Source organism: Paenibacillus sp. FSL H7-0326 (genome assembly GCF_001955535.1).
Lineage (GTDB): Bacteria > Bacillota > Bacilli > Paenibacillales > Paenibacillaceae > Paenibacillus > Paenibacillus shunpengii.
Genome location: NZ_MPVN01000001.1, coordinates 1277654 through 1296339 on the forward strand (window position 1 = coordinate 1277654; position 18686 = coordinate 1296339).

Genomic DNA, 18686 nt, shown 5'->3' on the forward strand with positions numbered 1-18686 from the left:
TAAACCTAATTTTATTAATGTGTAAACGCTTATTTTAATGTTTATAGAAATTATATTTTCATTAATCCAATATATAGTGAGCCATACAACCTACTTGAAGACATATCCCCATTCTGAATCTGAATTTGCACAAAAGGATCCTGTTAATTAAAAACAGGAAAGAGTCAATTGACAAGTAACGATATATCGTATAAGTTAACAGCAGATCTGTATATTTAGAATAAAATAACGATTAAAACACATTGAAAGGTGAATTTTATGTCCAGACTGCTTCCATTTTTGAGGCCTTATCTTGCGGCCAGCATCCTTGCTCCGCTTCTAATGCTGCTTGAAGTATGCATGGATCTTCTCCAGCCGCGACTAATGGCGAGCATCGTTGATGAAGGCATTATGAAAAACGATCTTGCCCATATCCGGGATACGGGACTGCTGATGATTGGAGTAGCACTGATCGGGCTGATTGGCGGCGCGGGGTGCAGCATATTTTCCAGTATCGCTTCCCAGAGCTTTGGCAAGGATCTGCGAATTAAACTGTTTGAACGTATTCAATCCTTCTCCTTTCTCAATCTGGATGTACTGAAAACAGGATCACTTATTACCCGTCTGACGAATGACGTTGTTCAGCTCCAAACCTTTGTGCAGATGATTCTTCGTACTTTTGTCAGGACGCCGCTGCTGCTGGTAGGCAGCCTTGTAATGGCTATACTGCTCAGTCCAAGCTTGACCACGATATTGTTCGTATCCGTACCTGCACTCTTTCTCATCCTTTTTATATTGATGAAGCGTTCTTTCCCGCTCTTTACCAAAATGCAGGCCAAGCTGGATAGCGTTAATACGGTGCTTCAGGAGAATTTATCCGGCATTCGTGTAATCAAGGCATTTGTTCGTAAAGGTCATGAGCAGCAAAGATTCGGAAACGCAAATGAGGAATATACCGACGCGGCGATTCGCGCCAATCGACTGATGGCACTTAACATGCCGCTGATGACGCTCATTCTTAACTTCAGCATTGTTGCCGTATTATGGTTTGGCGGCTTGCAGCACTGGGGCGGCGGGCTCGAGATCGGTAAGCTGATTGCATTTATCAATTACGTGACCCAGCTCCTGATGTCCATGCTGATGCTAAGTAACATGCTCGCTTTTGTCTCGCGTGCCAAAGTATCGGCTGATCGGGTAAATGAAGTGCTGGAGACCCAATCCGAAATTATGAATCCTTCAGCTCCTGTCGATCCAGATCAAGCTAAGCGCGGCAGTGTTGAATTCAAAGATGTATCTTTTGCCTACAGCTCTAATGGCGGTGACCTGACATTAAGAAATATCAGCTTCACCGTCCAGCCAGGAGAGACTCTGGCCATACTCGGGGCTACAGGATCAGGCAAATCCTCGCTCGTCAGTCTGATTCCGCGTTTATATGAAGCTAGCAGTGGAGAAATTCTGGTGAACGGTGTGAATGTCCAGCAGCTTGATCTTAACTACCTCAGACAGGAAGTAGCCATGGTCATGCAGCAGGCTCTTCTCTTCAGCGGTACGATTCGGGATAATATCCGCTATGGAAATCCGGATGCTTCCGAAGATGATATCCTGCGGGCGGCAACGGCTGCAGAAGCTGATCCATTTATCCAGCAGCTGGAGCATGGATACGATACGCAGCTTGGACAACGGGGGATCAATTTGTCCGGCGGACAAAAGCAGCGGATATCTATAGCCAGAGCACTCCTCACCAATCCATCCATATTAATTCTGGATGACAGCACCAGTGCAGTAGATTTGAAGACGGAGGCTCGAATTCAGCAGGCTCTAGAGACCGAAATGAAGAATACGACAAGGCTGATTATTGCTCAGCGGATCTCATCCGTCATGCGGGCAGATCAGATTCTTGTGCTGGACCAAGGGGCCATCGCTGCCATGGGTACTCATGAAGAGCTGATGCTGACGAGCCAAGTCTATCAGGATATTTATCGCTCTCAGCGTAAGGAGGAATCATCTTATGTCTGATAAGCAGCAATTGAACAAACCCGCTTTTGCCATGCCCGGGCCGGGGCCACGAGGACCTGCCGGCGGACAGCCCGCCGGCTCAATTAAAGTAAGACCCAAAAATACGGCTGCAACCATCAAGCGAATATGGAATTATCTGAACAAGCAGCGGTCTGCCTTGCTTATCGTCTACCTGTTCACCATACTAAGTGCACTCATCGCTTTGGCTGGACCTTATTTAATCGGGGTGGCGATCGATGATTATATTGTTCCTGGAGATTATACAGGACTAATTCGTTTATGCATGATTATGCTGGCCTTATACTTGTTAGGCAGTATCGTTACCTGGATTCAGTCATATGTCATGACCAGTGTATCGCAAAAAACGGTACTTCATCTTAGAAATGATCTCTTCGGCAAATATCAGGACCTCCCGGTTCAATTCTTTGACACTCGGAACAATGGTGAGCTGATGAGCCGGGCGACGAATGATATCGAGAACGTGTCCAACACACTGAATCAAAGTGTCACTCAGCTGCTGAACAGTCTCGTTACCCTTATCGGGTCCTTAGTGATTATGCTCAGCCTGAACGTGCCGCTAACACTCGTCGCACTAATCAGCATTCCACTCGTCCTGATCTCAACCCGTCAGATTGTGAAGTACACCCGTATTTATTTTAAGGGACAACAGCAGCAGCTCGGCCAGTTAAACGGCATGATTGAAGAAACGATCAGCGGTCAAAAGGTCGTCAAGCTCTACCGGCGGGAAGAACAGGAAACCGTACGATTCAAGGACATTAGCGAACAGCTTAACAAGGTTGGAATTAAGGCTCAGATCGTATCAGGTATGATGGGCCCCTTCATGAATGTCATCAATAACTTAAGCTTTGCGCTTATTGCTGCTGTAGGCGGATGGATGGTGTTTCAGAATGAGATGGTGTCTGTCGGGATTGTTGTGAGCTTCCTGAACTATTCCAAGCAGTTTGGCCGACCGATCTCAGAGCTTGCCAATCAGTATAACCTGATACAATCTGCGGTAGCTGGGGCTGAGCGAGTATTTGAGATTATGGATCTGAAATCTGAGTATGAGGATGAGCAGGATCACGGCAAGACCCCTACAAATATCCAAGGCTCTGTTAAGTTTGATCAAGTAAACTTCCATTACAAACCGGAGAAGCCGATTCTAACGGACATCAGCTTTGAAGCTCATCCCGGAGAGAAGATCGCCCTTGTTGGACCGACTGGAGCAGGCAAAACGACCATCGTCAATTTGCTTACCCGCTTTTACGAAACAGCGAGCGGGGATATCTTAGTGGATGGCAGATCAATTCGTTCGCTGGATAAGAAGAATCTTCGCAAGCAGCTCGGTATGGTGCTGCAGGATGCGCATGTGTTCTCCGGAACGATTCGAGACAACATCGCCTTTGGCAGATTGGATGCAACAGATGAAGAGATCCAGCAGGCAGCCGTAATGGCAAATGCCGATCCATTTATCCGCAGATTACCGGACGGCTACGATACGAAGCTTAGTGCAGAAGGCGGCAACCTAAGTCATGGTCAGCGTCAGCTGCTCACGATCGCTCGAGCTATACTTGCGAATCCGGCTATACTGATATTGGATGAGGCCACGAGCAGTGTCGATACTAGAACCGAGATGTATATTCAAGAAGCGATGAAGACGTTGATGCAAGGCAGAACCAGCTTTGTAATTGCTCACCGTCTCAGTACGATTCAAGATGCCGACCGTATTCTTTACATGGAGAATGGATGCCTTGTTGAGCAAGGAACTCATGAGGAGCTGCTCGCAATCGGACCGGAAGGCCGTTATTACAAGCTGTTCACCAGCCAATTCCATCAAGCCATCTGACATATAAGCTCTATAATTAAGTTAGATTTATAGCGCATCACATAAAAAAGCACACGCTCTGCAGATCTTCCTTGCAGAAACGTGTGCTTCTTTAATTATCAGTTTACATTGCAAAAACCAATTATATGGTTACAGAAACACCGGAGTGATCAGAGACGATCGGGCTGTCTTTGCCATCAAGAACAACCTTGGAGGACTTAACTGCAAGCTTACGATTACTGAATACATAATCAATACGCAGCTTCTGCTTATTATTCTCCCAGCCGGCGATGGCTTTGACAACGGTATAGCCCTCATCCTTCTCTTCTGCCAGCTCGTAGCAGTCATGCCACCCGCTCTGTGTAACATAATCGTAGCCTTCGCCTTCCAGATGGGCTGCATTATTAAAATCACCCATAATGAATGCCGGCTGACCCTTCACCTTCTGCTTGAGCACATCCAGTGAATTATCCCATTGTCCTCTGAAGGATTCGTCATCATGCCACCAGCCATAATGACCATTCACAAACCAGGTTTCTTCTCCCGAGATGACCGTTTTGATCCCTAATATTTTGCGGGTACGGTAATTCTCATAGTCCCTCATTTCGGAAACATAGGCTTCAAAAGCATCAAGGATCGGAGTCTTCGATAAGAAAGCTAGCCCTTCATCATACTTCTCAAATCCTACATGGATCGGAATATACGTCCAGTAATATGCTTGACCGATCTGTTCGCGCAGTACATGTGCATAATTGTCGGCCTTCACCACCGCTTGATCGTCTGTAACATAGAACGGAGACAGATCGTCATCAGATAACGGTGCCTCACGCTGTGACTGATTCACTTCTTGCAGCGCAACGATATCAAAATCCTCTGTGCGAATGAATTCGGCCAGCTGATCAATCTTGGTCAGCTGATCCTCCTCCATCCAGGCATGCGTGTTCAACGTTAGAATCTTCAAAATGTAATCACCCTAGTCTGTCTTGAATGTCGGACTTCAGAACGTCGGCTTTTGGACCATAGATCGCTTGAATTCCGTTATCCTTCTTGATCAATCCAAGAGCCCCGAGCTTCTTCCATTCCTCTTCATTACCCACTGCATTCACATCATTAACTGTAATTCGCAAACGAGTCATGCAGGCATCCACATCGACAATGTTAGATGGGCCGCCGAGCGTGGCAATGATTTGAGCAGGGAGATCATCTCCAGCGGTTGCAGCAGCAGGAATGTTCTCTCCCGCAGCTTCTGCAGTAGCAACTGTTTTATCGGACTCTTCATCCGTATAATTCCCAAGCCGTCCTGGTGTAGCCATCTTAAATTTCCCAATCATGAAGTAAGCGATAAAGTAAGAACCTGCAAAGAATACAACCGTTGTAATGACAAAGTTAATAATATCGGCAACAAGGCCTGCATTGATCGACAGCGGAATTCTAGTAAGCAGCTCGATCATACCAAACGAATGAAGTCTCAGGTCAATAATATCAGCCATACCAAAGGCAAGGCCAGTGATGACCGCATATACACCGTAAAGTACAGGTGCAGCAAACATAAACATAAACTCAAGCGGCTCTGTAACTCCGGTCAGGAATACCGCAAGACCGGCAGACAAGAACATGGATTTGTATTTGGAACGCTTGTCCTTATCCACTCTGCGATACATTGCAAGTGCAATACCCATCAGAATACCAGCGCCTGCAATCATTTGTCCTACTTTGAAGCGTGCTGGTGTTACGGTGTCCATAAGCTGCTGATACGCCATTGGATCCGATCCATGCAGATTGGCAAGGTCACTTGCCCAAGCGAGCCATAGTGGATCTTGTCCAGCAACCGTACCGCCGGCATTGCCGCCAGTGAGTACCGTGTAAATTCCGCCAAGCTCTGTATAGTTGATTGGAATCGTCAGCATGTGGTGAAGCCCGAATGGCAGCAGCACACGCTCCAGCGTTCCGTACAGGAATGGGGCAATGAATGGAGCAGACTCACCTGAAGTCGCTAACCATTTACCGAAGCTGTTAATTCCGGTTTGAATAAACGGCCAAAATGCTGCCATCACTACCGCAACAATAACGGACCATAGAATGACAACAAACGGAACGAACCGTTTACCGTTAAAGAAGGCCAGCGCTTCTGGAAGCTTACGATAGTTATAATATTTATTGAACACAACGGCTCCAAGGAAACCAGAAATTATACCGACAAATACACCCATATTCAGTGCAGGAGCACCAAGTACAGAGGTGAAGTAACCATCTACCGTAATCATTTGACCAAACAGCGTCGTAGTGGTTGCACCTTCCTGGCTCAGCATATCATTGGATACGCCAAGTATGGTACCGGTTGTAATATTGATCAGAATGAAGGCGATAAGTGCCGCAAACGCCCCTCCTGCTCTTTCTTTAGCCCACGATCCACCGATCGCGACAGCGAACAAGATATGAAGGTTGTTAATAATCCCCCAGCCGAGGTTCTCCATGACACCACCGACAGTGACAAGGAATGCGATATTTTCCGCAAACATCGCGATCACTTTGCCAAGCGAAATCATGATCCCTGCAGCCGGCATAACGGCAACGACGACTAGCAAGGCTTTACCGAATTTTTGCCAAAACTCAAAAGACAGAAGTTTTTTCATATGCGTTACCTCTTGTGTTTTTTATTGTGCAGCATGGTCTGAACGCCTTGTTCTTTGTTGATATCGCATTCAGAAATCCCTTACAAAATCCTATGTTTATAAAGCCGGTGACACAGTGATTGATAAAAAAGCGATTACATCTTCCTTAAAAATGTGCCATGGCTTTTGAAAAGGAGTTATTGCAAGATCGTGCAACTTTAGTGCAATCGGTTGCAGTGCTATTATAAAATCATTCGCTTTCATTTTGCAACCCATTTTTTTAACTTGCCAATTTTTTTATTCCTCCTGCATTGTTTTATATGTCTAGGTGTGTGTATGATAAATACATCAGAATAACGCAAATTAAAAGGAGATTCAGCGATGGCAGTAACAATTAAAGATATTGCTAAACGAGCCAATGTTGCTACTTCCACCGTATCCCGGGTCATTCAGGACAGCCCCAAGATTAGTGAGGCTACCAAGGCACGGGTTCGCAAAGAGATGAAAGCGCTTGGATATGAACCCAATTATTCGGCGCAAAGCTTGGCCAACCGGATGACGCAGTCCCTAGGCATTATTATGCCTGAAGCGGATGTATCTATATTCCAAAATCCGTTTTTTCTTGAGAGCATTCGGGGCATCAGTGAACTATCGAATGAAAAAAACTTTACAATGGCCATTGTGACCGGCAGAGATGATACAGAGCTCTTGTCTCGTGTAAGAATGATGACGAGGGCTAACCGGGTGGACGGTTTTATCGTCCTGTACTCCAAGCCCGAAGACCCGGTTGTTGATTTTTTTCATCATGAAAAAATCCCCTACACGGTTATTGGTAAGCCCCAGCAATACGTCAGCGAAACAACCCATGTAGATAATGACAATTTCCAAGCAGGGAAAGATGTTGTTACATTCCTCTATGAGCTTGGCCATCGCCGGATAGCTTATGTTGGAGCGGATACAGCAAGGACTGTGCACAAGGAACGGGTTCGCGGATATCAAGCCGCACTTGGCGAACTGAATCTGGAGTGGGATTCCCGTTACTTGATCGGGACATCGTTCACCAATGACGATATTGCCGCCCTGTTCCAATTGGATACGCCACCTACGGCCATGATTGTCGGTGACGATATTATCGCGCTGCCATTGCAAAGGACGCTTCAGCAAATCGGGGTACGTCTTCCGGAGCAATGCTCCCTGATCAGCTTCAATAACCTAACTCTTGCCGATATGATGAATCCGCCTCTCACGTCTGTAGATATCGATATATTCAAGCTCGGTTACCAGGCCGCCAAGAGCCTCATCGAGAAGATTCAGGATCCGAAAGAAATGACCAAGCATATTATCGTGCCGCACCGAATTGTAGAGCGTGCATCATGTACAAGAATAAATGAATAGCTATCCTAAGCTGAAACACCATGAGCAAGCTGTTTGCATTCATTCATGCAGACAGCTTTTTTTCATACAGGCTGTTTTTTTAATTGACAGGGCAACCGGTTGCACTATATACTGTAATCGCAATCAAATGATAACACTTACATTTTGGGTATAAGCTTACGAACTCTGAAGTAAAATGAAGACTTACGACATATGCTGACAGAGAAGCGCCAAGTTTATAATTTCCACTTAAGTGAATCAATTTCATAATGCCTTTGGCTGCTTCAATCAAGAGTATATATAGATCAAAACGATTTTGTTTATCTATATATAGTTTCAAATTCACCTTTTTTATGATTTATGAAATTGATTCAAGTTTCATCTTATTATTTCTAAACCAACCAAATAGGTATAGCGTGCTTATACGCTGCCCAAGGAGGATTCAAATGTCATATAAACGAATTTTTGATATTGATGCCTGGAAGATCTCCACAACGGAGCTTCACAAAGAGGACCTGCGCTTGCAGGAGAGCATGACTTCCATCGGTAATGGCTATATGGGAATGCGTGGTAATTTTGAAGAAAAGTATTCCGGTGATCATCATCAAGGTACTTACATTTCCGGTGTATGGTTCCCGGATAAGACGAAGGTCGGCTGGTGGAAAAATGGCTATCCGCACTATTTCGGCAAAGTAATCAATGCCATGAATTTTATCGGGATCCGTGTTCTTATCAACGGTGCTGAAGTCGATCTGTATACAGATACAGTAACTGATTTCTATCAAGAGCTCGACATGAAGGAAGGTATTCTTCGTCGCTCATTTACGGTAAATGGACAGGTTCGAATTGAAACCGAGCGCTTCCTCAGCATATCGAAGCTGGAGCTGTGTCTGATTGATTATCGTGTCACCAATCTGACGGATCAAAACATGAATGTGGAGCTGATCCCTTATCTGGATGCAGATACAAAGAATGAAGACTCGAACTACGAGGAATCGTTCTGGGTTGAAGCGGATCGCAAAGTCGGCGAGCCCTATGTCAGCCTTGCAGCAACAACAAAAGAAAATCCATTTGGTGTAGAACGCTTCACCGTCAATTCAACCATGGGTATAGTCACAGATAACGTAACTTCCAAAAAGATAGAAGAAGCTGCCCTCTTCGCCGCAGTTCATTATGTCTATGACGTTGCTCCACAGGCTGCTGCAGCGATTCAGAAATTTGTGATTGTCACGACTTCACGTGATATGAATACAGAGCAGCTGATCCCTACTGCAGAGAGCATGATGATGGAAGCGATGAATAAGGGCTATAACCTGCTCAAAGAGGAGCATGTCAATGCTTGGGCTGAGCGCTGGGACAAGGCGGATATCGAAATCTCTGGCGATATTGAGGCTCAGCAAGGAATTCGCTTCAACATCTTCCAGCTCTTCTCGACTTACTATGGTCATGATGAGCGTCTGAATATCGGTCCTAAAGGCTTCACAGGGGAGAAATACGGTGGTGCAACGTACTGGGATACCGAAGCTTATGCCGTACCTATGTACTTGGCGCTTGCTGACAAGCGCGTAACCGAGAACCTGCTGCGTTATCGCCACAACCAGCTGGCAGGTGCACATCACAATGCACGTCAGCAAGGACTGAAAGGCGCGCTGTATCCAATGGTAACCTTCACAGGGGTAGAGTGTCATAACGAGTGGGAGATTACGTTTGAAGAAATTCATCGTAACGGTGCTATTGCTTATGCAATCTATAATTATACAAACTATACCGGAGACACCAGCTATCTGGTGAATGAAGGTATCGAAGTACTTGTTGAAATCAGCCGCTTCTGGGCAGATCGCGTTCATTACTCCAAGCGTGCCGGCAAGTATATGATACATGGCGTAACCGGACCAAATGAATATGAGAACAATGTTAACAACAACTGGTACACGAACAAGATGGCAGCTTGGGTACTGAAATATACAATGGACAGCTTGTCTAAAGTATCCGAAGCAAGATCACAAGAGCTTGGATTAACGGAGAGCGAACTGGCGAAATGGTCAGATATCGTAGAGCATATGTACTTCCCGTATGACGAAGAGCTGGGTGTATTTGTACAGCATGATACTTTCCTGGATAAGGACCTCCGTCCGGTATCCTCGCTTGCGAAGGAAGATTTGCCATTGAACCAGAAATGGTCTTGGGATAAAATTCTGCGTTCACCTTTCATTAAGCAGGCAGATGTACTTCAAGGAATTTATTTCTTCGGAGATCAGTTCACATTAGAAGAAAAAGAACGGAACTTTAGCTTCTATGAGCCGATGACAGTACACGAATCATCTCTGTCCCCTTCCATCCATGCCGTGCTTGCTGCCGAGCTGAAGATGGAAGAAAAAGCAGTAGAGATGTACAAACGCACCGCGCGTCTAGACCTGGATAACTACAATAATGATACAGAGGACGGTCTGCATATTACTTCGATGACAGGAAGCTGGCTTGCAATCGTTCAAGGATTTGCCGGGATGCGCACTTATAATGAAACACTCAGCTTCTCTCCGTTCCTTCCAAAAGGCTGGACGAAATACAAGTTCCATATTAACTACCGTGATCGTCTGCTGAATATTAGTGTAGAACAAGATGAAGTGAAGATTACACTGGTATCCGGTGAACCACTCACGATGGAATTGTATGGAGAGCAAGTTGAGATTACGAATGAATCTGCATTAGTAACAACAATCGCATCTTAAGCGAAGAAACGGGTGAATTGTAACATGAAAGCAGTTATTTTTGATCTTGATGGCGTGATCACCGATACGGCAGAGTACCACTACCTTGCCTGGAAGAGTCTTGCGGATGAGCTCGGCCTTCCTTTCGATAAAGAATATAACGAGAAACTCAAAGGCGTAAGCCGAATGGAGTCTCTTGAGCTGATCCTTGCACTTGGAAATGCTCAGTATACAGATGAACAGAAGTATCAGCTTGCCGATCAGAAGAATGAGCTGTACAAAGAAATGATCAAGAAGGTAACACCGGCAGATCTTTTGCCCGGCATTGAGAGCCTGCTCAAGGAATTAAAGGAAGCCGGCATCCTTATCGCGCTGGCCTCTGCGAGCAAGAACGCTCCATTTATTCTGGACCGGCTTGAAGTGACGCCTTACTTCGATCATGTCGTTGACGTAACACAAATTAAGAATGGCAAGCCTGACCCAGAAATCTTCTTGACTGGCGCAGCCAAGCTGGGCGTCCTCCCTTCGGATTGTGTGGGCGTAGAAGATGCTGAAGCAGGCATCGAATCTATTCGATCCGCTGGCATGTATGCCGTGGGTGTCGGTACACCTGCTCAAATGCAAAAAGCCGATCTTATTGTAGCTTCGACCTCAGAGCTAACTCTTGACTTACTGAAGTCTAGTCATGCAAATAGAGCTTAATATGGAAATAAAATAAGAGCCGCTTCCTTAATGAATTGCACCCTGTTTACTCGACAGGAAACACTCATTAGGGGAGCGGCTCTTTTTTCATCATTCAAGGGTACATTGGCTGTGCTTCAGCTTTTCGCAATTTGTTTATACTTCTTAAGCGCGTTTACAGACACATCTGGCTGAATCCCCGTCATTTTATATATTCGCTCGGCCCAATCCTCTATCTGATCAAGGGGAGATTCGGTGATGAGTTCTCGATTGTTGCTTATAAAGCTTCTTCCTCCTTCATACTCCCAGTGGACAATTTCATTCTCCATCGGAACTCTCATCTCTACAAGTGCATTACGTAGTAAGGACTGCGAATGCTCTCCTGCAGCGATCAAATCCTGAAGATCAACCGGTGTAAGATCAAAGACCTGACTGCTCGTCTTGCCATTCGGCCTAACCCAAGTGAAGGATAAGTGACTGCTTCCGTGATGATCAAGCTTTATTTTGCCTCCTGTAATATATCCGCTGAGCACCTCTCCACCGTATTCATCTGCCGTGAAGTCCATGAGAATCGGCTCAATCCATTGATCTCCCAAGTCGCAAAAATATCTACGCCCCTGCTCGTCAAGCGCACACACAGCTGCATGAGCCTCCTCTGTACCGAGGCCTTCTCCTATGGCATAAGCTTCAATCCCGGCCTGCTTGAATTCCTCAATGAGCCAGATCGCCAGATCAAAGCAATTTCCCGAGGTGCCGAATCTCTCGCGATGCTCCTTCATCTCTTCTACACTGCGCTGACGGACAGAGGACTGGTCATAATACCATGCCTTGGTCAGCGTTTCCATGGGGAAAGAATCGAATTTATGCCATACCTGAAGAATTTGAGTTGGTGCCTTCATCTTCATATACCCTCCTATAACCCAAATGGAAATGCCAAGTCTATGCTTCAAGCTGCCCCACTCCTTCATCTATAACAATTCGGAATGTCCACTTCAGCCTATTATGCGACTTACCATAGCTGTCTAGTTCGGATATAGGTCTTCCCTTCAAATGGAAACTTCAGCATAAACTGAAGATCCTTCTTGATATACTCTTTAACAGGCTCTAGCTCTTTAATGTCAGCGGATAAATTATAAGAACAGTTCAATAGAAAGGAGCTTACAAAAGTGAAAAATTTCTCACCCAGTTCCTTAGGTTCTTCGGGAAGATGGCATATCCATTCCACATCTCGAACTTCAACAGCTCCGATATAAGGCATAGTATCTGCGTATTCATATTCCTCATGTTCATAATCCTCGATCACGCTTGCTTTCAAGACTTGAATGAGCGAAGGATTTTCTTTCCTCACATCGATCAAGGTACATTTGAAGGTGAATTCATCTTTCCCGTGAATGGTCACATGTGCATAGTCTTCATTAACTCCTCGAGAGACAAGAATGATATGATCGTCTATATAACACTGGAAGCTGTACTCTCGATCCGGTCCAAAAACAGGATCGATATGATCCTTTGACGGTTTATAAGAATACTTACTCTTTTTCACAAGCTCACTTAAACTTCTGAAATGCATAGAACTGCTTTCGTAAACAACACATGCCTGCTTGATCTGCTCATCCGTCCAGTTCTCTATTTCAAACATGGCCTCATAGGCATTCCCTTTTCCTTCAAGCCCAAGAAGCATCGAAAATGCCGGTTCTGTCTTCGTTCCCTTTCTCTTCATGGATACAACTAGACTGCGAAAGTCTTCACCAGCAAACTTCAATACCCGGTCTTCAATGAGCATATGCCGATAAGCATTTTGTTCAGAAGTAGGAATCGGCTGACCAAATACCTCAATACCCCAACCCTCTAATCTAAAACTGGCCTTCATTCGTTTGATGCCGTCTACGATTTTCTCGGATATTTTAAAGCCTTCGTATTCTCCAAATTGGTCTGTGAGCCGCTGATTAAATTCGGAGAAATCATGTACCTCGCAAATGATATCCAGATCGCTTCCCTCTATGTCAACTGCAATGGGAACGGTTCCTGTAAGAATGGGATCATAGGCTTGCAATCTATCCATGATTTTGAACTGTGTTAGGACTCGATATACTTCCTGTTGCACTTCATTCCCTTCTATTAAATAACGTATGTCTTTATATAAATGTTTGTTTTGCATTGGTGGTTTAACTCCTTCCATTTATCTGTACAACAACCGGACTACACGATCAACACAGGCCAGCAGCATAGGGGGCAATTCATCGTTGTGTATTTTAATTTGTCTGGTGAGCATCGGATGATTTGATCCACCACTCTCTATCTCTGCCACCAGCATTTTTCCTGAATTATGAACAAAACTTGTTTTGTCTAATAATTCTTTGGTATAAGTAAATTCCTCGTTCTTGTATGTAAAAATAAATCTAGGAGATAATTTGATTTTGGTGCGATCTTGTAGAATATTCTCTTCATCACCATCAGGACCAATAGAACATATACTCCACTTATTACGACCTAACCAAATCATCTTATCCTGGATGGATACGCGGAAACCTGTTTGAAGATCTTCTCCGTCAACACTAATCTCAAGACTATTTATAAACCAGTTCGCAGCATCCAATCCTTTATTACGATATACACGCCTTAACGAGCCCAAGTCTTGATTGACCTCGTTTTTCAGTATAGATGGGGCCTTAGAATGTGTCATAAATGGGATTTTATAAGAGTACTTCCTCTCCATTGACTCCGCTCCCTTTTTGAGATGAATATCACACATACATCTTATGTACTCCATTAGAAGTATAATGTTGCGCAGCCCGATCTACAAATCAAAAAAACCTGCACGGAGCGCTCCATACAGGTTTTCAGACAGGTTAATGTTTACGATTCGATTACTTGTTAAAGCTGACTTGCTCAGCACCATCTCCAAGAATAATGGATGCCTGCTCGGGCTTTGTTTCTGCAATTTTACGACCTTCTTTGAAGGAATACAGAACAGCAGCCTGTTTGCGTACAGCCTCATATTCATTCTCCGCGGAGAGTACAATAAAGCTCGCCGGTTTGCCGGCTTCGATACCATATTTATCTTCAATGTGCAGTGTTTTTGCACTATTACTCGTAATAAGGTCAATCGAATTGACGATCTGATCGTAGCCAAGAAGCTGTGATGCATGAATTCCCATATGCAGCACTTGCAGCATATTGCCTGTTCCAAGCGGGTACCATGGATCAAAAATATCATCATGCCCGAAGCAGATATTGAGACCTGCCTCCTGAAGCTCCTTCACACGAGTCAGTCCTCTTCTCTTCGGATACGTATCAAAACGTCCTTGAAGGTGGATGTTCACGAGTGGATTGGACACAAAGTTCAGTCCGGCCATTTTTAACAATCTGAACAGCTTATAAGTATAAGCATCATTGTAGGAGCCCATTGCTGTCGTATGGCTCGCAGTTGTGCGTGCACCGTATCCGCGCTCATAGGCTTCCTTCGCCACAACCTCTACGAACCGGGACTGCTCATCATCGATCTCATCACAGTGGATATCTACGAGCCGGTCATATTTCTCGGCAAGATCAAACGCAATCTTCATCGACTCTACACCGTATTCTCTCGTAAATTCGAAGTGTGGAATGCCGCCAACCACATCAACGCCCATCTTCAGTGCCTCTTCCATCAGCTCGGCCCCATTCGGATACGAGAGAATGCCTTCCTGAGGGAAAGCCACCAGCTGGATATCTACATAAGGCGCCATCTCTTCCTTCACTTCGAGCATCGCTTTGACTGCAGTCAGGCTTGGATCCGTTACATCGACATGCGTACGAACATGCTGAATGCCTTGAGCAATCTGCCATTTGAGTGCAGTCTTGGAGCGTGTCTTCACATCCTCATGCGTCAAAGAAGCCTTGCGCTCCGACCAGCGCTGAATTCCTTCAAAGAGCGTACCGCTCAGGTTCCACTCCGGCTCACCTGCTGTCAAGGTTGTGTCAAGGTGAATATGCGGCTCAATAAATGGAGGCAGTAGAAGGGAACCGTTGACGTCGAGTACCTCATCGTTCGTGCTTGTTATGGATTCCTGTGTAATTTGTTCGAACTTTCCATCTGTCACGAGGATATTCCACAGGCCCTCTTTACCCCGCAATTTCGCGTTCTGTATGATCATTTGTCATCACCTTTTCATTAGATACTTTTGTTGAGAATACGGACATGAGTACGATGTATACGACGGCTGTGCCCAATAACGCATTAAGCGGCGTAATGCCTGGAGCGAGCTGTGCAAAAGCAACCCCGATCGCCCAAGCGAGCATTGCTAACCAGTTTACCTTTTTAAAGCTCATGCTGGCATATTCCTTGTATGTTCTGCGTTTGACGAAAAAGTAGTCAGCGATAATGATTGCACCGATGGATGGTACCGCAGCACCCAGCACATTCAGAAAGCCGACAAAATTGTTGTACATCCACATCGCAAACACCGTGCCGACAATACCATTTATAATAACAAAGAACTTCTTGGAAATCTTCGTAATGTTCGCAAAACCTAATCCTGATGCATACAAAGCATTGTCATTGGTCGTCCAGATATTTAAGCCAAGTACGATAATCGCTGGAATGAGCAGCCCTTGCAGGAACATGACTTCGGAAATATCGGCCAAGTTATAGGCCATGGCGCCAACCGCGCCGAACAGGAACATTAACGAGTTTCCCAGGAAAAAGGCGATGACGGTTGCAATAACGGCTTGCTTGGATGATTTGGCGAAGCGGGTGAAGTCGGGTGTAAGCGTCCCTCCGCTAATAAAGGACCCGATACAGATCGTCATGGCCGCAGCCACAGACAAGGTTTGTGTTGGTGTGTAATCAAGCAAGCCTTGCATGCCGCCAAGTGTATCGACACCCTTAAGCATCGAGTAACTACCCAATATAGCGATCGCTGGAACCGCGATATAGCCAAGGATTACCAACGATTTCATACCAAAGATTGCAGAAGCTGTCATCGCCAGACCGAAGATGAAGATGAGTAAATTCACATCCCAGTTCATCGCCTTTGCGACCGGAACCGCAAACATCGCTACACCTACGCCGAACCAGCCGACCTGTGTAAAGCCAAGCAGGAAGGAAGGCAGATAGGAGCCTTTTTCACCAAAAGAATATTTAGCCAGCAAGTGGGTTGAGAGCCCCGTCTTGGCGGCGATATGTGCGAGTGCGCCCGTGTAAATACCGAGCACCAAGTTCCCCGCCAGCACGATCAGCATAAACTCAGTGAAGCTCAGGCCAATGCCCAGCTCTCCGCCTGCCAGCATACTGGCCGAGAAGAATGTGAAACCCAGCATAACAGATAGTGTCTTCAAAAATTGATTTCTCTGCGTTTTCGGTACCGCCTGCAACGAAAACTCTTGATCGTTCTTACTCATCAGAATACCCCCAAATAAAAGTTTCCTGATACCAAAAAGAGCAGAAAAAAGAGGCTAATCGCCGTCGTTAAACTGACAATTAGCCTCATTTGTACATCATAATCCGCGCGAATATAGAGAGCATCTCTAAATAGACTATGCCCTGCTTCACGCCGATTACGAAAATCCGCTGTCCTTGCCAGCCTCTCTGGACTGATTTAAAGGTACCAGTATTTAATTATGTTCTATTATTTTAGAAAATCAACCCTATGTCAATGTAATTATTATCCATTTATAAAATTTATCAAGATAATGTTAAAACAAAGTCCCCTCGTTTAAAGGGGGTCAAAAGGTCTTTTTGCTTGTGAAATAACCCTGTTCATTCTAATCCGATTATATCTTTGCAAACAAATGGGATAGAAGTTAACAATGATATTTAAAAGAGAAGAAATATGATGTCTAGCAAACTATCCACAGAAATAATAATTCTAGATTGATACAACAAAATGACGATCGCAATGAGGACGTGCATCCTTTCACTCTTCCTGGTTCGCGTCTCAAACTGGATCAATCCGTTTATTGAATATTCGCCAATAAAATAGTTTTTGAATGGTATATCATGTCTTCTTTTCATGGCCAAAAAAAGCAAAAATTTCTTATATCGCTTTATCCCTATATGCTCATATATCTTTCCGTCGCATTCAAATCTCTTGATACGAAAGTACTTATCATTAAATATTTTATCTAATAATCTCATACTCGTATTCTTTCTCCAGCCACTCCTTTAGCCGTTTATTCCGATGCTCCAAGAATCGCTTCATATACGACTCAAGTACCCAGCGTTCTGCCATTTTCCCAAATACACCAAAGGGAGCCTCAAATATTAAAACATCCTTCATGCATCTCGTCCGTAAAATAGATCGGGCGCTTGTAGGCAGTCACTTCGGAAGTCAATTTTTGTCTGACACCAAAATGAGTGGCCTCAAAGGTTACTGTCTGTCCAGATTCAATGAAGCCGTCCGTAATGCCTGCTACAGCCTTCTCTTTGGTATGCTTCCATACCGTTACGGGATGAAGACTGATATTTCTCGCGGCATCGAAGCAATGTTCTATTGGAGCCTGGATAATGATGCTCGTGTCCAAAGTAACCATGCTGGGTTCAGCTCCTTATTTCTTGAAATATAACAGGATATCAAAGGATTGAAGCATCGCATGATGATTAACCGACTGTTTGTACTGAGGCATCATCATCGGTTCATACAGCAGAATGAGGATAACGAATCCGATCCACAAAAGTGCATGGGATAAACGAAGCTTCAACTTTCTGATGAGCAATAGATTGGCTGGTATCCACGCGAACAGCATAAGGAGTAAGGAAGCAATAACCAGCAGTGGCGGCACATATCCTTCAATCAGCCAACTAAGTAAGCGGAGCCAATAATAAGTAAGTAATGTGAGCAAGAAATTATATAACAATAAAACCGCAATCCTGCTATAAGCTTTCATTCAGAGACTCTCTCCTCCGCCTAAAACGAATAGGCATAAGTAATTCATACCTATTAGACGTCATTCGTTAACGATTTGTTTTAGTCATCCTGAAATTTGAATACATATTCATGAGTCCTTGGACTGCTTAATCAAATTACCTCTTACAACAAGCCAGCTTATGAAAGAAGTTATAAACATGCCGACAAACAGCACATAAATGTTATAAAAAACAGTATTCGTATATTGATTCAGCCAACCAAACCGATAAATGACAGATCCCGGGTCATCCGCAAAACCTCCCAGTTGAGTTTTTAAATCTGCAATTTCCATAAATGCCATAAAACTAAAAATAAGAATAAAACAGATCAGCAGGATGGGAACCCTCATCGTAGCCACATATTTATCATGAACAGAAGCGAATAGCTTCTTCATAAAGAAGAAACTGTATATAAACAAGCCGATGGAGTACAGCAATGCCGGAACTAAGATTAATAGTCCTGGATTACCATTTCCTGAAGTGGAGCCGCCGGGCTCATATTTAAAAGTGAACAAATCAACAAGAAGCACTAGCACTAAACTGATCAGTACGTTTACGCTAAATACCACCATATCCCTATAGATCACTTCATCACCCTCTTATTG

Annotated in this window: 17 protein-coding genes; 5 read left to right on the forward strand and 12 right to left on the reverse strand. The window is 44.6% G+C overall.

From position 1 onward, the window contains the following. The first annotated feature begins 258 nt into the window (after positions 1–258). Together BK126_RS06165 and BK126_RS06170 are read left to right on the forward strand one after the other, a co-directional pair. The gene (locus tag BK126_RS06165; protein WP_076311758.1) at positions 259–1995 is read left to right on the forward strand and encodes an ABC transporter ATP-binding protein; all 1737 of its coding nucleotides are present in this window, start codon (positions 259–261) and stop codon (positions 1993–1995) included. After that, positions 1988–3841: an ABC transporter ATP-binding protein gene (locus BK126_RS06170; RefSeq protein WP_076311759.1), complete on the forward strand. Its 1854-nt coding sequence runs from the start codon at positions 1988–1990 to the stop codon at positions 3839–3841. The genes BK126_RS06165 and BK126_RS06170 overlap by 8 nt, the downstream gene beginning before the upstream one ends. 121 nt (positions 3842–3962) lie before the next feature. On the opposite strand, the gene BK126_RS06175 is transcribed toward BK126_RS06170, so the two are convergent. Together BK126_RS06175 and BK126_RS06180 are read right to left on the reverse strand one after the other, a co-directional pair. Then, positions 3963–4781, reverse strand: coding sequence for an endonuclease/exonuclease/phosphatase family protein (locus tag BK126_RS06175; RefSeq protein ID WP_076311760.1), 819 nt, complete (start codon positions 4779–4781; stop codon positions 3963–3965). Between the two features lie 7 nt (positions 4782–4788). After that, positions 4789–6453: a PTS transporter subunit IIBC gene (locus tag BK126_RS06180; RefSeq protein WP_076311761.1), complete on the reverse strand. Its 1665-nt coding sequence runs from the start codon at positions 6451–6453 to the stop codon at positions 4789–4791. Between the two features lie 360 nt (positions 6454–6813). On the opposite strand from BK126_RS06180, the gene BK126_RS06185 reads away from it, so the two are divergent. The 3 genes from BK126_RS06185 to pgmB all read left to right on the forward strand — a co-directional run bounded on the left by BK126_RS06185 (position 6814) and on the right by pgmB (position 11216). After that, positions 6814–7827: a LacI family DNA-binding transcriptional regulator gene (locus BK126_RS06185; protein WP_076311762.1), complete on the forward strand. Its 1014-nt coding sequence runs from the start codon at positions 6814–6816 to the stop codon at positions 7825–7827. A 425-nt stretch (positions 7828–8252) separates the two neighbouring features. After that, a complete protein-coding gene (locus tag BK126_RS06190) occupies positions 8253–10535 on the forward strand; it encodes a glycoside hydrolase family 65 protein (protein ID WP_076311763.1) in 2283 nt (760 codons plus the stop codon). Positions 10536–10559: 24 nt separating this feature from the next. Next, positions 10560–11216 (forward strand): beta-phosphoglucomutase, encoded by a 657-nt coding sequence (pgmB, locus tag BK126_RS06195; RefSeq protein WP_076311764.1) that lies wholly within the window; start codon positions 10560–10562, stop codon positions 11214–11216. Between the two features lie 116 nt (positions 11217–11332). Here the strand turns inward: pgmB and BK126_RS06200 are convergent, their stop codons facing one another. The 10 genes from BK126_RS06200 to BK126_RS06240 form a co-directional block, all read right to left on the reverse strand. Continuing rightward, positions 11333–12094 (reverse strand): hypothetical protein, encoded by a 762-nt coding sequence (locus BK126_RS06200; protein ID WP_076311765.1) that lies wholly within the window; start codon positions 12092–12094, stop codon positions 11333–11335. A 110-nt stretch (positions 12095–12204) separates the two neighbouring features. Next, positions 12205–13353: a DUF4269 domain-containing protein gene (locus BK126_RS06205; RefSeq protein WP_076311766.1), complete on the reverse strand. Its 1149-nt coding sequence runs from the start codon at positions 13351–13353 to the stop codon at positions 12205–12207. Positions 13354–13374: 21 nt separating this feature from the next. Further along, on the reverse strand, positions 13375–13911 hold the full coding sequence (locus BK126_RS06210; RefSeq protein WP_143757682.1) for a tubby C-terminal domain-like protein: 537 nt from the start codon (positions 13909–13911) through the stop codon (positions 13375–13377). Positions 13912–14062: 151 nt separating this feature from the next. After that, positions 14063–15331 carry a cytosine deaminase gene (locus BK126_RS06215; protein WP_076311768.1) on the reverse strand — a complete coding sequence of 423 codons (1269 nt, stop codon included), beginning with the start codon at positions 15329–15331 and terminating at the stop codon, positions 14063–14065. Beyond that, the gene (gene codB / locus BK126_RS06220) at positions 15300–16577 is read right to left on the reverse strand and encodes a cytosine permease (protein ID WP_076311769.1); all 1278 of its coding nucleotides are present in this window, start codon (positions 16575–16577) and stop codon (positions 15300–15302) included. The genes BK126_RS06215 and codB overlap by 32 nt, the downstream gene beginning before the upstream one ends. 314 nt (positions 16578–16891) lie before the next feature. Next, positions 16892–17008, reverse strand: coding sequence for a glycosyl-4,4'-diaponeurosporenoate acyltransferase CrtO family protein (locus BK126_RS30210; protein ID WP_368665070.1), 117 nt, complete (start codon positions 17006–17008; stop codon positions 16892–16894). Then, the gene (locus BK126_RS30215; RefSeq protein WP_076311770.1) at positions 16993–17313 is read right to left on the reverse strand and encodes a glycosyl-4,4'-diaponeurosporenoate acyltransferase CrtO family protein; all 321 of its coding nucleotides are present in this window, start codon (positions 17311–17313) and stop codon (positions 16993–16995) included. Before BK126_RS30215 ends, BK126_RS30210 begins: the two co-directional genes overlap by 16 nt. Before the next feature lie 119 nt (positions 17314–17432). Beyond that, on the reverse strand, positions 17433–17708 hold the full coding sequence (locus BK126_RS06230) for an SRPBCC family protein (protein WP_305954027.1): 276 nt from the start codon (positions 17706–17708) through the stop codon (positions 17433–17435). Positions 17709–17723: 15 nt separating this feature from the next. After that, positions 17724–18062, reverse strand: a complete 339-nt coding sequence (locus BK126_RS06235) for a hypothetical protein (RefSeq protein ID WP_076311771.1) — start codon at positions 18060–18062, stop codon at positions 17724–17726. A 108-nt stretch (positions 18063–18170) separates the two neighbouring features. Next, positions 18171–18668, reverse strand: coding sequence for a hypothetical protein (locus tag BK126_RS06240; protein ID WP_076311772.1), 498 nt, complete (start codon positions 18666–18668; stop codon positions 18171–18173). Between the last annotated feature and the right edge of the window lie 18 nt (positions 18669–18686).